The organism is Lentibacter algarum (assembly GCF_040580765.1).
Lineage (GTDB): Bacteria > Pseudomonadota > Alphaproteobacteria > Rhodobacterales > Rhodobacteraceae > Lentibacter > Lentibacter algarum.
Genome location: NZ_CP158687.1, coordinates 1,294,786 through 1,308,313 on the forward strand (window position 1 = coordinate 1,294,786; position 13,528 = coordinate 1,308,313).

General features: G+C 51.8%; 10 protein-coding genes. 9 read left to right on the top strand and 1 reads right to left on the bottom strand.

Features of this window, described 5'->3' with window-relative positions:
* The first annotated feature begins 16 nt into the window (after positions 1-16).
* The 8 genes from DSM117340_RS06285 to DSM117340_RS06320 are packed head-to-tail and all read left to right on the top strand — an operon-like array spanning position 17 to position 10,216.
* Positions 17-775, top strand: coding sequence for a flagellar basal body rod C-terminal domain-containing protein (locus tag DSM117340_RS06285; protein ID WP_354689968.1), 759 nt, complete (start codon positions 17-19; stop codon positions 773-775).
* A 59-nt stretch (positions 776-834) separates the two neighbouring features.
* Positions 835-1,623 carry a flagellar basal-body rod protein FlgG gene (flgG, locus tag DSM117340_RS06290; protein WP_354689969.1) on the top strand — a complete coding sequence of 263 codons (789 nt, stop codon included), beginning with the start codon at positions 835-837 and terminating at the stop codon, positions 1,621-1,623.
* A gap of 11 nt (positions 1,624-1,634) precedes the next feature.
* The gene (locus tag DSM117340_RS06295; RefSeq protein ID WP_354689970.1) at positions 1,635-2,306 is read left to right on the top strand and encodes a flagellar basal body L-ring protein FlgH; all 672 of its coding nucleotides are present in this window, start codon (positions 1,635-1,637) and stop codon (positions 2,304-2,306) included.
* Positions 2,307-2,365: 59 nt separating this feature from the next.
* Positions 2,366-3,457, top strand: a complete 1,092-nt coding sequence (locus tag DSM117340_RS06300; RefSeq protein WP_082389112.1) for a flagellar basal body P-ring protein FlgI — start codon at positions 2,366-2,368, stop codon at positions 3,455-3,457.
* 8 nt (positions 3,458-3,465) lie between these two features.
* Positions 3,466-3,816: a rod-binding protein gene (locus DSM117340_RS06305; RefSeq protein ID WP_354689971.1), complete on the top strand. Its 351-nt coding sequence runs from the start codon at positions 3,466-3,468 to the stop codon at positions 3,814-3,816.
* 2 nt (positions 3,817-3,818) lie between these two features.
* Entirely contained in the window at positions 3,819-8,069 is a 4,251-nt protein-coding gene (gene flgK, locus DSM117340_RS06310) for a flagellar hook-associated protein FlgK (protein WP_354689972.1), read from the top strand.
* A 15-nt stretch (positions 8,070-8,084) separates the two neighbouring features.
* Positions 8,085-9,374 carry a flagellar hook-associated protein FlgL gene (gene flgL / locus DSM117340_RS06315; RefSeq protein WP_354689973.1) on the top strand — a complete coding sequence of 430 codons (1,290 nt, stop codon included), beginning with the start codon at positions 8,085-8,087 and terminating at the stop codon, positions 9,372-9,374.
* Positions 9,371-10,216 carry a transglycosylase SLT domain-containing protein gene (locus tag DSM117340_RS06320; RefSeq protein ID WP_354689974.1) on the top strand — a complete coding sequence of 282 codons (846 nt, stop codon included), beginning with the start codon at positions 9,371-9,373 and terminating at the stop codon, positions 10,214-10,216. Before flgL ends, DSM117340_RS06320 begins: the two co-directional genes overlap by 4 nt.
* On the opposite strand, the gene DSM117340_RS06325 is transcribed toward DSM117340_RS06320, so the two are convergent.
* Complete coding sequence (locus tag DSM117340_RS06325; RefSeq protein ID WP_354689975.1) at positions 10,213-11,922, bottom strand: chloride channel protein; 1,710 nt, start codon at positions 11,920-11,922, stop codon at positions 10,213-10,215. The two genes, DSM117340_RS06320 and DSM117340_RS06325, sit on opposite strands and share 4 nt — an antisense overlap.
* A 127-nt stretch (positions 11,923-12,049) precedes the next feature.
* Here DSM117340_RS06325 and DSM117340_RS06330 point away from each other — a divergent pair, with 127 nt between their 5' ends.
* Positions 12,050-12,853, top strand: a complete 804-nt coding sequence (locus DSM117340_RS06330) for a flagellar hook basal-body protein (protein ID WP_354689976.1) — start codon at positions 12,050-12,052, stop codon at positions 12,851-12,853.
* The last annotated feature ends 675 nt before the right edge of the window (positions 12,854-13,528 follow it).

A 13,528-nucleotide genomic window follows, 5' to 3' on the forward strand; every position in this document is an offset into this window, starting at 1 on the left:
TTAGAAAGAAAATGCTATGGATAGGATGATCCACACCGCGTTGAACTCGCTTCACAACCTGCATGATATTCGCCAAACCACCGCCCAAAACCTGAGTAGTGTTGATATCCCTGGATTTCGGACGGATCTTCCCAATGATGGTGCAGCGGCGTTTGTTGAGGCGATGGACGCGGCGTCTGCGCGGGTCATGAATTTGGAAACAGGGAAGGCGGGTTTTTCGAATAAACAGGGTGCTTTACGGCAAACAGGAATACAAACAGACGTTGCGATTGTTTCTGAGGGGTATTTTTTCGTAAAGCCCGCTAATGGAGAAATCGCGCTTGATAGGCGCGGAGACTTTTACCTCAGTCCAGAAGGATTTTTACAAAACGGAGCTGGAGATTTGGTTTTGGACGACGGGCTGCAACCAATTGAGCTTCCGGCGTTCAACGAGTTTCAGATCTCAAACGTTGGTGAGATATCTATCGCTCAATTTGATGGCCCTGAGGGACAGTTTCAAAGTTATGGATTTTTGGGTTTAACATCTGCTACATCGGAGGCTTTGACAAAGGGTGATGATGGCAAAATCCGCCGCTTCGATGGAACAGTTCCAGATCCAAAACAAGGCCCTTTGCTCGCGCAGGGTATGCTTGAACAATCAAATGTAGATCCTGTTGCACAGTTAGTGCAATCTATTGAAGCGCAACGGCAATTTGAAATTGGGGTGAAGTTTATCAAGATGGCTGAAGACATTGACCGCGGAGGAGCCGAATTGATGCGATTGCCACAAAACTGACACTGGCTTGGCATGGCTCTTGCAAGATAGTGGTGAGCCTCTGATATAGGAGTGGTAAAATGTCTTCAAGCGCAATGCATGTGGCCAAAACTGGCCTGAATGCCCAACAAAATAAAATGCAGATAATTGCCAACAACTTGGCAAACGTTAACACAACAGGCTTTAAACGCGACCGCGCCAATTTTGAAAGCCTCCTGTATCAGACAATCCGGTCAGGCGGCGCTCAGACTGCTGACGGTAATATGCTAACGTCGGCCTCTACCGTTGGCACGGGTGTGACTATGGTGAACACTCAAAAGCTATATTCTCAAGGTAGTCTCATTAGTACGGATAACTCGCTTGATCTTGCGATTGATGGGTCGGGATTTTTCCAAGTGCTGATGCCGGACGGGCGTATGGGTTATACCCGCAACGGAACATTTTCCCGCAATGGCGAGGGCACGTTAACCACGTCAAGCGGCTATGTCGTCCAGCCTGAGGTTGGGATTCCGGACAATGTCAGCGAAATCAATGTGTCGGCGGACGGTATTGTGTCTGTCAAGCTTGCTGGCGAGACCCAGCCGCAAGAAGTTGGACAATTGACGCTGGCCAATTTTGCCAACCCACGGGGGCTTCAGCCCGTAGGTGAAACATTCGCCGTTGAAACACCTGCCAGTGGAGCCCCCATCGAAGGTGCGCCTCTTAATGGTGGCTTTGGCAAACTTGTGCAAGGATATCTTGAGGGATCTAATGTAAATGTTGTTCAACAACTTGTCGACATGATCGAAACCCAACGCGCCTATGAGGTCAGCTCAAAATCAATCTCATCTGTTGATGAGATGATGCGTTATCTCTCGAACAATCTGTGAGGAGCGAACTGATGGTCAGCTCAAAAATTGTCTGTTTGGCGTTTGGTGCGATGGCGCTAGCAGGGTGTGGAACAACTTTTGTTGAAGAGCAAAATAGCCTCCAATATAGCCCTGTCATGCCGCAAGCCGCGCTTGAAATTCAGACAGGGTTTGCTTCGGGTGCGATTTACAACCCCTCCCAAGCAGGTCTTTTTGCAACTGATAGGCGGGCAAGTCGCGTCGGAGATATCCTAACGATATCCTTTTCTGAACGTTTTCAAGCCACGAAATCGCAGAATGCAGCCAACGGTAAGGCTGCGAGTTTCGAGATGAGCTTACCGAATGTGCTGGGTTTGGATAAGCTATCGAACGGGCTTAGCACGGGCACCACGCAATCCTTCTCTGGCTCTGGCTCTGCGGCGCAATCAAACAGTTTGACGGGGCAGATGTCTGTAACTGTTGCGCGTGTATATGAGGGTGGAAACCTAGAAATTCTGGGCCAAAAAAAGCTCACGCTGAACAATGGAGATGAGTATATCCGTGTGCGAGGTATCGTGCGCCCAGAAGACATTTCGTCAAAGAATGTTGTCTTATCAGATAGAATTGCCAACGCCGAAATCAAATATATCGGAGCGGGTGATGTGGCCGATACAGGCAAGGTCGGTTGGTTACAGCGCGCTGCTACAACTCTTTCACCCTATTGACAGTGGATAAAAAAATGGCCCTGCCGCATTGTATCAAACCTCTATTTACAGCCTTTTTGATGACGGCTTTTCTATCGCAAGCTGCCATGGGCGAACGTATCAAAGACATTGCCAGTGTCGCTGGGGTGCGCTCTAATCAACTTGTCGGCTATGGTATTGTGGTTGGTCTTGCGGGCACGGGTGATGGCAGCTCGGGGCTGACGTTGCAGTCGATGCAGGCCATGGTCTCACGCTTTGGTCTTGTCACGGAAGTTTCAGGGCTGAATGCAAAAAATGCTGCCGCTGTTATGGTAACTGCAGAGCTTCCACCTTTCTTAAAGCCGGGGCAGACGCTGGATATCACCGCATCTACCATGGGCGGAGCGAGTTCGTTGCGGGGCGGCACATTGCTGATGACGCCTCTCTTGGGCGCCGATGGTGAGACCTATGCCATTGCACAAGGCAACCTTGTTGTTGGCGGTTTAGGGGTTCAGGGTGCGGATCAATCCTCGCTGGTGGTGAATGTTCCGACCGTGGGGCGCGTTCCGCGTGGCGCCTCGGTTGAGCGAATGGTGCCCAGCTCATTTCTGGAAACCCCACATCTTGTGCTAAACTTACACAAAGGAGATTTCACGACAGCAACAAACACTGCAGAGGCCATCAACGGGATATTTGGCCCCGATGTGGCTGTGCCACTTGATGCTAACTCCATACGGGTCCGTGCGCCCCAAGACCCAAGTCAGCGGGTATCGTTTGTTTCGTTACTTGAGAACGTTGAAGTGACGCAAGCCGAGCCGCCCGCCCGCGTGATCATCAATTCGCGCACCGGCACCGTTGTGATTGGTGGCAATGTGCGTGTCACACCAGCAGCGGTAACACATGGCTCAATGACCGTGCGGGTCAACGAGGATTTTAATGTTGATCAGGGGCAGACGGTTGTCACAAATGGTGATCAGACAATTGTTGCAGACAATGAACCCGTGGTGACACCCGACACAGAAATTGATGTTGAAGCCGAGCCGGCGCGTGCCTTTATTTTTGACACAGGCGTGTCCTTGTCGTCATTGGTAGACGCCATCAATGCCGTCGGTGCATCTGCTTCAGACCTTGTTGCCATTCTAGAAGCTTTGCGCGAGGCGGGCGCATTGCGCGCCGAGCTTGTCGTGATTTAGGTGGCGTTATGGGTGACTCTCTGAACAACTTCATGAAGCCGGCTGCACTGATGCAGCTGCGCAGTTCAACTGGCAGTTCGGCGGCTTGGAACAGAACAACTGTCGACACAAGCAAGAGTCAACGTGAGCAATTGCAAGGAGTTGCCAAGGAATTTGAGGCTGCCTTCTTGGCTGAATTCTTAAAACAAGGGCGCGCAGGCGAATTGGCTGAGGGTATGTTTTCCTCGGAAGCAGGCAAAACATTTCAAGGTATGCTTGATGTTGAAATGGCGCGTGCAAGCTCAGGTGGGTTAAACTTGGGGATCGCTGACGCAATGGTTGAACAACTTGGGCGCGGCTTGCCCAAAGAGGTCAAATAAACATGGCTGGGCTTTTTGACATTGGCAGCAGCGGCATTCAGGCCTACCGTAAGGCGCTGAGTGTCACGGGGCAGAATATAGCGAACCTTAACACTGAGGGATATCGCCGCCGCGAAGCCTCGATGGAGGAAATATCCGCCACCCAAGGCAACATTTTAAGTGTTTCAGATCAGGCGGGGCTGGGCGTTCGGGTGTCCGACATCAGTAGGGCATTTGATAGTTTCATTGTTGGGCGCGCTCGAGATACGGCCTCTGATTTTGCCAGGGCCGATTCATACAAAGGCGCGCTTGATACGCTTGAAACAGTACTGCTGCCCGAAGATTATGATCTTACATTTTCAATCAATGAGTTTTTTGATGGCATCAGTTCAATTGCTCGAGCCCCCGGTGACACAGCAGGTCGGGTTGTTGCTTTAGAGCAGGGCCGCTCATTGGCCTCTGCGTTCCAGTCACTTGCGCGCTCTTTGCAAAGCTTTCAGACCGCTATCGAGAGCGAAGTCCGCAACAATGTCGAAGCGCTCAACACTGAATTATCAGGCCTCGCCGATATTCAGGCACAGCTTATTTCTGCGGGGGGCAGTGGCAAGGCATCAAACGCGCTGCTGGATCAAAGGGACAAGTCTATTTCGGCAATTGCTGATTATGTGGGGTTGTCAGCCGATTACAACGTGCGCGGTGATGCGCGGCTTACGCTTGGCGCAACGGGCAGCGGCCCTATTTTGGTCGAGAGTAAGGCGGCTGGCCAGTTGTCCGTGACTGTGAGCGATGGTCAGATCAATGTGTATGCTGGAATGGGGGGGGCGCAAACCCAGACTCAACAGCTAACATCTGGCGGCTTGGCCGGATTGATTGCCGCTTATGAAGCGGTCAGTCAGACCACCCGTGATCTGGACGCCTTGGCGCGCAAGGTCAGCAGAGATTTGAACTCGGTGCATCAAGGCGGTATCACACTTGATGGCGATGCGGGCAAAGATTTGTATAGTCTCGATAGCTATACGCTCACCCCTTCTGCGACAAATTTGGGTGCGATCACTTCCTATGTGAGCGCTGTTGGTGAGCTGCCTGAAGCCGATATTGAACTTGAGATTGTCTATGATAAATCGCGCGCGCTTTGGAGTGGTGCACAAGCCGATGGTACCGTTGTGGCGACAGGCAAAAACGGATTTGTATATCAAGGGCTTGATGTCAGCATAAGCGGGCAGGCGGCTGATGGAGACACGCTGTTTTTTTCAGTATCGCGTGGTAAAGCGGAGAATATGGCGTTTCTTTTGACGCGCCCAGAAGAGTTTGCGGCCGCCGGGCAGCTTTTGACCAGCGAGGGCCTAGACAACCAAGGCTCGGCAACCCTAACAGCGCAGGCCTTTACTCCTTATGTGGCGTCGGGGTTTGAAAGTTTGATGGTGTCTCTGCCCAATGATGACGGCGTTGCCGCCGCGACACGTCTGCGCTCTGATGGCTTTGCTGGGGTCATCCCTGCTTCCGTGAGAAGTCTGGAGCTCTTCTCACTCAAAACCCAGGACAACGTCACGTTTAGTCTCTCTGATGAGCAGCAAACCAGCCTAACTGAGCTGACGCTCACACTTGATGGCACCGAGCACAGCTTTGAAACAACCGCGTTTAAGGAACGCATTGTCTCAGAAGCTGATATTGATATGGCCAATTTGGCACAGATGCTGAACGCCGGCACCATCACAACAGGCGCGGGATTAAGCTTGGCTGATTTGGGTGTGTTTGCAGCCGGGGAAAGTGGCTTGCTTTCGTTGGCCAGTGCGCAGGCGTCCTTAACGGCAGCCTCTCTCCAAGCCGATGCGAAAATCACGGGAAGCGTCTCGCTGGGCAATGATACTGGCTCCCAGATTCAGGTGTTTACCCGTGAGGGACGCCAGATTGCAGGCACGCCTTTGAGTGATGCTGATGTGATGCAATATCTTACGCCGGCCAATGGCTTTTTGGAGACGGCGGAATACCGGGCAGATTATCTGAATGGTGTCGCTGAGGGCGGCTTGCAAAACATGAGTGTGAGCCGGAAAACCCCTGTTGGCACGCAAAGCCTGCGGTTTTCTGGTGAGGGGTTCGTTCCGCCAGTCGTGACCGACAGTGTTATGCCGCTCAGCGTGCAAACCCCAGCTCAAACCCTATTTTTGTCAGTGAGCAGCGATGCCGCCGCTGAAATTGAAATACCACAAGGCGTGATGGCCGATTACATCGCTTCTGAAATCAACGCATTACGCGGAGATCTTGGCGTTACGGCAACGGCTCAAACCCGTGTCGAGCTCAGCGAGATTCCAGATGGTATCGTGCGATTTTCTCTGACGGGAGACAACACTCAAGCCATTGATATTGAGGGCTACGTGAGTGACGGTGATGTGTCTGACTTAGCTGTGTTGATCAATGCACAAACACATGAAACAGGCGTAACAGCGTATGTTTCATCCTCAAGGGACAAATTCGTATTGCTGAACAATACGGGCGCAGACATTGTTTTAGGAAATATCTCAACAAGCGGTGAGGCTCTAAAGGCTATGCCTGTTGGCAAGGCGGGCCACCCACGGTTGGACACCTCTGTTTCACTTGGGGATGATGCTGCGAGTTTTGCGCGTTTTGGTGGCGAAGTCACGCTCACGGCGAGTGCAAACTTTTCGCTGACGGGCACTGGCGGAACCAAATCCAGCCTTGCTGATAGCTTTGAAGGCGGCTTGATCACCCGTGTGGTGGATCAAGCGGGCAGTTGGCAAGAGCTGAGTTTTCAAACCACCGAGGGGATTGATGGCAACGAGGCCCGTCCAGATGGCAGTTTGGCGAGCGCTGCGGCGTTGAACTTCAGCGTCAGCTTGGAGACGGATGGATCAGCGGCCCGCCTTGAGGCTGTTGTAGAGGCCAAAGATTTTTCAGAGTTTTCAAGCGGGGCTGTTGCTACAGCCATGGCTGCCCAATTGCGAGGAATGACGCCTGTGCCAACCTTAACTGGCGCCGGTTTTTCTGACTCCAGCACATTGCCGCAAACAGGGGCTAGCATTACACTCAGCTTGGGAACGCAAGATTACATTCTGACGATGGATGATGGCGAAATTCTTGTCAGCGGGCCTGAGGCGGGTCGTTTGAGTGCAGGCTTCAACGAGAACCTAGAGCTGGTTGTGAGTGCTCATCGCGGCATGGAAACCGGGCAGATGCTCAGCGTATCTTCAAGCGCCAGTGAAGCCTCAATGGCTGCGTTTGGCCTATCTGAAAGTGCGCGTCAGGAAGTTATGACAGGTCGGGCTTTTGCCGCCGATAAATTAAGCGAAACGCCTGTGACTCTGACGCTTGAAATTGCAAACGCATATTTTGAAGTGAGCGTCACAGAAGACAGCTCTGGCGCCGTTTCGGTGACAAGCGACGTGGCGTTGCCTAGCAATACGTTAGCTGACATTGTTGTGGGTGAGGATGGCAGCTATCAATTCCAAATCACACGCTCTGGTGCGGATACCCTTGAGAGCTTCAGAATTATTGCCAGCGACGGCGCGCGGACGCTTGGCCTCACAACAACCCCCAACCAAATTTTGGTGACAGAAGCAGGCTTGCGCTTGAGCACGGCAGATTCTACGGCGGTTGATGTCACTGGCACTGCTGACAGCCTCATTTCGGAGCATCTGTCGCTTGAAAACCTACCAGCTGAGGAACTCATTGTTATTCTAACAGGAGATGGCGCTCGTCGCTTGTCGGCACAGTTTGAAGAGGCAGATCAGCCTGTTCAAACTGGCCTGAACCGTCCACTGGAAGTTCTAGTGAGCGATGCCTTGAGTGGACGCTTGGAAATCATTGACACCATTAGCGGGCATTCCATTGCGACACGCTATGTTGACGAAACCGGCCGGATAAATGTGGCGGGCCTAGATTTGTTGCTCAATGGCGATGTGGCCACGGGTGATAGCTTTACAATTGCTGCAAATACCCGAGGTGCGGGTGATGGGCGCAATATTTCTCAGATCCTGGCTTTGCAGTCTCTTAACAAACAAACGGGGCAGGGCGGGTTTGCCACAAGCTTTAGTGCGCTGATCACTGACATGGGCGCGAAAGTGAAAGCGGGGACCATTGCTGCGGAGTCTGCTGAAGCTGTGAGAGATGCTGCGCGCGAATTAGAGTCAGAGTTTTCTGGGGTCAATCTTGATACCGAGGCCGCCAGGCTTTTGGAGCAGCAGCAAGCCTATCAAGCGCTCGCACGGGTCTTGAGCACAGCCAAAGAGTTGCTGGACACTCTTATGAATTCGATTTGATGAAAGGCCGTTAACATGACGATTAGCACCAAGATGTTCAATGAACAGACAATCGCCAATCTTGGCCGCCTGTCAGAGCAATTGAGTGGCCTGCAAGAGCAGGTTGCCTCGGGGAAGAAGCCTATAAAACCCTCAACAGACCCTGTTGCAACCGCCAAGCTTTCGGCCGCCAAAGAGCTTGAGGCTGGGTTGGCGCGGTTTCGCGGCAATATGAACCGGATTGACACACGTTTGAGCGAAACCGACGTTGCATTGGGCCAGGTGCAAACCGTTATGACGCGCTTGAAAGAGCTTTCTATTCAGGCTTCAAATGACACCCTTAATGATGTGGATCGGCTATCAATTCGCAAAGAAGTGACACAGTATAAGGCCTTTTTGGTTGGTTTGGCCAACACCAAAGATGCGCAGGGGCAAGCGCTTTTTGGCGGCTATATGACGAATACTGCCCCGTTTTCCATGAGTTTGGATGGCCAGGTCAGCTACCTCGGTGACACCGGAATGCACAGTCTACCTGTCTCGCAATCGCTGAGCCTGGCGACAGGGCTTGATGGCGCTGCAAGCTTCATGCGAATTCAAACAGAGCAGGGGCCAAAGTCGGTTTTTGATATTGTTGCAGAGTTTGAAACATCGCTGAAGGTGATGGCCGATCGCGAAACCAGTGTGAAAGTGCTGTCCCCCGACGGCGCAAGGCTTAGTTTTGAAATTGGCCGTTCACCACGGCCCCAAACTCTGCGCCTTGAGGGGAGTCTTGGTGCGGCCGATATCACAGTGACGATGGTATCGGGGACGATGCGTCCCATGATTGAAGCCATCAATGCACAAACTTCCGCTACGGGCGTAAGCGCCCAAGTTTCAGAGGATGGAAATACCATCAGATTGAAAAGCAGCGACGGCGAGGCGTTTACAATATCTGGGTTTCAGGCCGATGATATTGATGGCGCAGAGTCAGTGCCAAGCCGCCAGATCACCGTGCAACAAATCGTGGGTGACACTGTTCTTGGGGAGCCTGTGGTGTTGGTTGATCAAGACAACGCGCTCAAAACATCTGTGGCAGGTTTAGACAGCGTGATCTTGCACATGGCCTCGGCCCGCGCGCAAGTGGGCGCCTTTGCCGCTACAGCCGAAATTCAGTCTGATATGCTCGCACGGCAAGAGATGATGATTACGGAAACTCTATCCGGCATAGAAGATGCCGATCTGACGGCTGTCGTGACTGAATTACAAAGCCTATTGGTCAACCGTGATGCTTTACGGCAAGTCTTTGCCAAAGTCGGGCAACAAAGCCTGTTTGATCTGATCCGATGAAATTCTGGCTTTCTGTCATAGTCTCGTGCGCTTTCACATTCGCTGCGCAGGCCTCTGAGCCTGATTGCGAGGCGATGGCTGCCGAAGTGGGGCGTTTGGCTCAACTTCCTGATGGTTATCTTCCCGCCATTTCGCGGATTGAGTCGGGCCGCCAGCGCGACGGCAAACGCCGCGCTTGGCCCTGGACGTTAAACCACTCTGGCAAGGGACTCTATTTTGAGAGCAAGGCTGAAGCCTTGGCTTATCTCAGGACAGCCACGGTAAAAGGGCGCACCAACATTGACGTTGGCTGTATGCAGATCAATCACTATTGGCACGGCCATACCTTTGGTTCGCTCGAAGAGATGATCGACCCTGTGAAAAACGTAAAATATGCGGCCGCCTATCTGACAGAGCTTTATGAGCGTCATGGTTCTTGGGTTGAAGCGGTGAAACACTACCACTCGCCAGATGAGGCGCGCGGAGTTCGCTATTATAAGGGGTTTCAGACGGCCCACCGTTTGTTGCAGAAACAGCCGCCTGAAGCAGCAACAACCGCTCAGGCGCTCTATGCCAGCGCTGGTTTCTTTGGTTTTTCTGGCACGGCTGCATCGCGACTTGTTGTTGGACTTGGCGCAGACAATAGTGGCACATTATTGCCACCAGTCTCACAAATTGATGCGATTACAGAAGCTTATCAGAGCCTTATTGACGCTTTGGGCCCCGACGCACCGAGCACGGAGTTTTTTGTGTGGCAGGGCAGCACAGCGCTGACCGACCGCTTACAGACAAGAGGTGTGTTGCACGCAAAGTGGCAGAATGTTGAGGTCTTTCGTCGGGCGCTTGCCGTCGGTGTGCCTTAACGCTCTACTGCCCGAATGTTGTCTTGTATCTTTAGATATGCGGCAAAGAGATCCGCCTCTGTGAGCACCCCCAGCATCTTGCCAGTTGTTTTTGACACAACCGGGATGCTTTCTCCGACAAATGAGGACGCAATTTCGATTGCTTCATTCATCGAGTGGGTTTCATTGAGTGTTATGGGCGCGCGATCAAGAAAAGCGGATACAGGTTTTGCGGGTGGAGCGTCCAGCAATTGATTTATTGTGATTTTACCCACAAAATCGCCGTCAGCGGTTAAACAATATGCCTCTGTTTGTACTTTTTCACGCAGTTTTGTCATGACCTCTTTTGCGGTGCTCCCTGTTGGGACTGCAATGTAATCAGCGGTGGCGTAACCACCCACTGTGGTTTGATTGAGGCTGAGCTGGTTGCGGCCAAACCGTAAATCAATCCCGCGGTCCATAAGTTGACGATCAAAAAACGAATGGCCAAAAATATTTGAGGAAACCACTTGGCTTACTATGACGGCCAGCAGTGTAATTAGGGTGAATTCATAGGATAGGGTCAGCTCCAAAACGATAAAGACTGTTGCCAACGGGGCGCCAACGACACAAGCCGCCACTGAAGCCATGCCCGCAAGGGTGAGGGCCGATGTCAAACTGCTGGCCACGACCGGCTCAAAGGCTTTAGCTAGAAGGGCACCTGATGCCGCGCCGACCAGCAAGGCAGGCGAGAAAACGCCACCAAAAAACCCAAAGCCCAAGCAAATGCTTGTAAGAATAATCTTGGCCAAGAGTAAAGTTGCGATAAAGCTCAGGTCTTGGGGCGTGTTGAGCAATGACACCAAGGCATCTGTTCCAAGGCCCAACGCGTTTGGAACGAAAGAGCCGATGATGACCACGGCACAGACGGCAATGCTTAAGGATTGATAGGGTTTGAGCCCCCAGTTTTTGTTGATGACGGCAAATTTTCGCAAGCTGATCATGAATATTACGGCAACGAAGCCGAACATAACGCTTGCCAAGATGATAGGCAGAAACGCCTCGATCAAAGCGGGCGCTTCTCCGCGAAGCGTGAGGGGGTGCGGCAATTGGAAGACATAATTGACCATCGCAGCCGCTACGATTGCGCTTGTTGCGATTGGGGCCATCGCCTTTGGAGAAAAGTGCCGCAGTACAGCTTCATGGGCGAAGATAATTCCAGCGATGGGGGCATTAAAGCCTGCTGAGATAGCCGCTGCAACACCGCATCCAATGACAACATTGCTGCTCATGGGCACAAAGAACAGCTTTTTCAGTCCTGCTCCGGCGGTGGCCCCAAAGTGCACCAACGGTCCATATTGCCCAACCGACGCCGCACCACAGGCGGAGATCAAAGCTACAAGTGTTGAGGCAAGTCCTGCGCGCAAATCTAAGGGCTCGACATCTTGATGGGCGGCGTAGATCGTGTCGGCTGGACCATACCAGCGTGGGATGTCAAAAACCCTTCTTATCAGCAATATCAAGATCGCTGCTCCGGTGATGAAACCTGTTAAGGTGAGATCAATTGATACCCCCTCAAGTGTTAGAAAGTTACCGCTGAAGGTTTTGCGCAGCTCGGCAAAGTATTTTACACTATTTACAAATGCGGCGGCGGCCATGGCGACAATGGCCCCGATCACCGCGCCGAAACTGGCACTCGCATAGGTTGATACGATCTTGTTGTGCTTGATGGCTTGAGAATAGTTCATAATATATCCTGCGTCCTTAGTTAGTCAGCTTAATATATAAAATGATAATATCACTAGTGATTATTATATTATTAGTTTGGCACGCTTCCTGCAAAACACATTAGACTTTAACCGAGCGAGGAAGAATATGTACGGGATTATCAGAACTGGCATGGCGACCGCGATGCATGAAATTGCAGTCGTTTCCAACAACATCGCAAACTCGGGCTCAACGGGCTTCAAAAAGAGCGACGTATCTTTCGCTGATATCTACGGCTCCGCCACGCCTGATACTGTGGCCCGCACCACGACGGGCTTTGGCAGCTCAATTTCGGACACGCGCCGCAACGACGGTCAGGGAACAGTTGTTACTCGAGCTGGGGCTTTGAATATGGCTTTGGTTGGCCCTGGCTTGTTCGCCATTTCTCCCCCTGACGAAACCGGGGGAGCTTCTGAGGGCATGCTTTTTACTCGGAATGGTGAGTTTTCGTTAGATAAAGAGGGCTTCTTACGCTCGGCAGACGGATCTTTCGTGCGCGGCCTTGTTGGTGGTGAGGAAGGAAGCACTTTAGAAACAATCCAAATTCCGTTTTCTCTCGAAGGAGAAAACATGAGCCAGCTGGAAGTTGGTTCTGATGGTTTAATTTCTGCGACTTACGGCAACAAGACGGTTGTGGAATCTGGTCAGCTGGCTGTTGTGAACTTCTCCAACCAAGGCGGTTTGCGAAACGTTGGTTCCGCGCGATTTGCCCAATCTTCTCAGTCGGGGGATCCTATTTTTGGCGTTGGCGGGCAAAGTGGTTTTGGCACAATTCAAACCGGTGCCTTGGAGGGATCAAACGTAGATATCACCCAAGAAATGACGGTAATGATCCGTGCACAACAACAATTCAGCGGGTCTGCGAGAGTTTTGCAGGCTAATTCTGACATGGTCGAAAAGCTGACGCGTTGAATGATTTGGGGCTGAGTCATGCTCGGCCCCGCATATTCATTCGTCTGGTCGGTCCACGAGTAATTTAAAGAAGAAACCTAATATTCCGAGGCCCCAAATGAGTGCAACGAAATGCCAAGCGGAAAGGTTTTGTAGTGGTTGGAACTTTTCTTCCGCGAAGGGAATAGACAATATCCCAATTGCCGCCGCAAAAAGGAAATAGCGTATAATCATACATTGTCTGCAAATGTGTGGTTTTCTTTTCTTTTTGGGAGAGGGTGTCTTGATCAAGATTGGTGACCACCTTTGGCAATGTTGTGCGACACCCAGATATTACCAGCGACACTGTCAAAAATGTTATATCTAGACCTAAAATAAAATATTATGTAGCATCGATGCAACTTAAATGTGCGGTGCTGCTTTGCTTCCACTCAATATAACACATATCCCTGGTTCTGGCTCAATGGCATCAACGTCTTTGGCAGACGCGCTTCGGCCAGCTGCTCGGCCACCTTTCGGGGCTCCGACGCTTCGACAGACAAGTCAAGGTTTGCCTGCGCTAGATCAGCTTGATGCGTCGGCAACATATTCGGCCAATCACACTAGAGTTCAGATTTATCACCCCAGCCAAGCGCCGTCTGCCCAAAGCACCGAGAACGCATTAATGGCTAGGGCACTCTTATCTCAGCCCTTTGC

Coding starts and splice junctions, on each gene's coding strand:
- DSM117340_RS06305 (WP_354689971.1), top strand. CDS start 3,466: ATGGGTGACTCTCTGAACAACTTCATGAAGCCGGCTGCACTGATGCAG.
- flgL (WP_354689973.1), top strand. CDS start 8,085: ATGACGATTAGCACCAAGATGTTCAATGAACAGACAATCGCCAATCTT.
- DSM117340_RS06295 (WP_354689970.1), top strand. CDS start 1,635: ATGGTCAGCTCAAAAATTGTCTGTTTGGCGTTTGGTGCGATGGCGCTA.
- flgG (WP_354689969.1), top strand. CDS start 835: ATGTCTTCAAGCGCAATGCATGTGGCCAAAACTGGCCTGAATGCCCAA.
- DSM117340_RS06285 (WP_354689968.1), top strand. CDS start 17: ATGGATAGGATGATCCACACCGCGTTGAACTCGCTTCACAACCTGCAT.
- DSM117340_RS06330 (WP_354689976.1), top strand. CDS start 12,050: ATGTACGGGATTATCAGAACTGGCATGGCGACCGCGATGCATGAAATT.
- DSM117340_RS06320 (WP_354689974.1), top strand. CDS start 9,371: ATGAAATTCTGGCTTTCTGTCATAGTCTCGTGCGCTTTCACATTCGCT.
- DSM117340_RS06325 (WP_354689975.1), bottom strand. CDS start 11,922: ATGAACTATTCTCAAGCCATCAAGCACAACAAGATCGTATCAACCTAT.
- DSM117340_RS06300 (WP_082389112.1), top strand. CDS start 2,366: ATGACGGCTTTTCTATCGCAAGCTGCCATGGGCGAACGTATCAAAGAC.
- flgK (WP_354689972.1), top strand. CDS start 3,819: ATGGCTGGGCTTTTTGACATTGGCAGCAGCGGCATTCAGGCCTACCGT.